This is a genomic window from Dysgonomonas sp. PF1-14, from assembly GCF_029892965.1.
Taxonomy (GTDB): domain Bacteria; phylum Bacteroidota; class Bacteroidia; order Bacteroidales; family Dysgonomonadaceae; genus Dysgonomonas.
Genome location: NZ_JARXWN010000039.1, coordinates 1 through 2,431, shown reverse-complemented (window position 1 = coordinate 2,431; position 2,431 = coordinate 1). Strand labels below are relative to the sequence as shown.

Below are 2,431 nucleotides of genomic sequence, written 5' to 3'. Positions count from 1 at the left end.
GGACAACCATATACAAAAAACTATCTGACGCATGAACAGCTGATCAATGGTGCGGTTATTAACTATAAAATGGATAACTTGCCGAACACAAGCCGGGGAACTCAACAAAGTGACCTGCCCTATTCGTTCTCAGATGAAGTAAAAAAGTAGATATTATATGAGAAAGAAAAATTGGTGGTATCCGACAGTTATTATTATAATATTAATTACTCTGATCGGCTGTAATACGGTCAATCTGAGTAGTGATGAAACTGGTAACAGGCATATTTTCTCAATAGATGGGAATGCGATACATATATATTCGGCAGATATCAAGGATACCATAAGCATTATATTGCTATCTGACACTCATTTGTCGATGAAAGACGAAAGGGAGAAGCCCTACGAACAATATAGTAAACGAATGTCCAAAGCATACACAATTACCCGGCATTATGGAACGGGAGAAAAAACAACTCCGGAGCAAGCTTTTATTGAGACTATAAAGATTGCAAAGGAAAAGAATGTCGACTTATTGGCATTGACCGGAGATGTTTTTAGTTATCCATCAGAACGGGCTATAGAATGGGTTGACTCCGTTTTAGTCGATTTCCAGTTGAAATATGTTTATACAACGGGAAATCATGACTGGCATTATGAAGGAATGACGGGTTCTTCTCAAGAGCTAAGGAAAACATGGATAAACAACAGGCTCTTATCGCTTTATCAAGGAAAAAATCCATTATTTTATTCTATTGAAATAAAAGGACTTAAGATTGTAGTGATCGATAATTCAACATATGAAATTTCTCCCGAACAACTAATTTTTTTCCGGCAAGAAGCTGCTTCCGGCTCACCTCTTATCCTAGTGATGCATATTCCTCTTTACATGCCCAGACGTCCTGTTAATTATGGTTGTGCTCATCCAGATTGGAACAAGGAAAATGATAAACTTTATGAACTGGAAAAGAGAGAACCATGGGCTGAGAAAGGACACACAAAAACGACTCTGCAATTTCGGGAAGAGGTATTGAAGACTCCTAATCTATTGGCTACCTTTGCAGGTCATATACATGAACAGAGTCTGGATGTCATTAATGGCCTACCATTATTTGTAGTAAAAGAAAATGCTCCAGGGAATTTCTATGATATTAAGATTGTACCTCTAAAATAAGCTGGGTGTTTGTTATGTAATTTGCTGATTCTCAGCTCTATTTTCGGAGAGAGAGGGAATGCTTGCTACTCCGTATATTGATGATAATGAATATCTTATAATCCTGAAATTTTAATGCTCCCCGATTTCGCCTGTTGCAAACACATGCAATCTCACTGAATTTCATTCAGTTACAAATATATGTATTTATTCCGGTAAAACAAAACTTCCACACTACTGTTTTTCAGCAAGTTATGAAAGATAGTTTGATGTACACCTATCCCTTTTTATTATAATAATTGCTATGAGGAAGATCTTTTCTATAAAGATAAAAGGCGCCCTTCCATGCAAATATCAAAACAATTCCTATATTTACATGGACTATAATGTGAAAGATCATGTATATACATCGCTTTCTTGAACCTAGTGTGTTAAAAGCAATACAGAATTTCCCTGTTACTGCTGTAACAGGACCTCGTCAATGTGGGAAATCAACGCTAGTTAAGCATCTTTTAGAAGCATATCCCGAAAGTATTTATTTAGATTTAGAGAGACCGTCTGATTTGCGTAAACTTGAAGATGCTGAATGGTTCTTAACTTCACAGAAAGAAAAATTAACTTTATGAGTGATATTGTTAATTGAATAGGCCAATAGTTCAATCTATTTTGATTAAAATATAGTTTATGGAGGAATACTGGACAAGAATAATAAAATGGCTATCTAAAAATGCTTCTTATATGATTGATAGTATAAATAGAGGAGCTACTTCGGAAGATATGCAATCTATAAGAGTGACTATTGGCGCTCAATTACCCAATGATTTTGTTGATTTCTATATTATTCATAATGGTCAATTATCAAATACGAAAGGTATAATTAACGGTAAAGAATTGTTATGTACCACCAGAATATTAGAGGAATGGAACATTTGGAAAAAATTAATAGATTCTGATTATTTTATTGATATTGCAAGTTGTCCAGATAGAGGCATTAGAAGTGATTGGTATAATAAACTGTGGATTCCTATAACCTACGATGGTGCTGGCAATCATTATTGTTTAGATCTTGATCCTACTGATGAAGGCAGTTATGGGCAAATTATAAGAGTTTGGCACGATAATGCTCAAAGATCATTAGCAGCACCTTCTTTTAAGAAATGGATTGAAGATTTTGTTGAAGACTTAGAAACCGGTAGATATAAATGACACTATCCATAATATTGTGTAAATGAAAACTACAGGTTGCAAAGCTTGTAGTTTTTTCATTTATGTATAACTTTATCAAAAGTGTTTATTATG

3 protein-coding genes are annotated in these 2,431 nt (G+C 34.6%); all 3 read left to right on the top strand.

Annotated features, from left to right (window positions below; translation table 11 throughout):
* Positions 1–157 precede the first annotated feature (157 nt).
* The 3 genes from M2448_RS20255 (at position 158) to M2448_RS20245 (ending at position 2,338) form a co-directional block, all read left to right on the top strand.
* Positions 158–1,153 carry a metallophosphoesterase gene (locus tag M2448_RS20255; protein ID WP_280647997.1) on the top strand — a complete coding sequence of 332 codons (996 nt, stop codon included), beginning with the start codon at positions 158–160 and terminating at the stop codon, positions 1,151–1,153.
* A gap of 377 nt (positions 1,154–1,530) precedes the next feature.
* Complete coding sequence (locus tag M2448_RS20250; RefSeq protein ID WP_280647996.1) at positions 1,531–1,758, top strand: AAA family ATPase; 228 nt, start codon at positions 1,531–1,533, stop codon at positions 1,756–1,758.
* Positions 1,759–1,816: 58 nt separating this feature from the next.
* Entirely contained in the window at positions 1,817–2,338 is a 522-nt protein-coding gene (locus M2448_RS20245) for an SMI1/KNR4 family protein (protein ID WP_280647995.1), read from the top strand.
* The last annotated feature ends 93 nt before the right edge of the window (positions 2,339–2,431 follow it).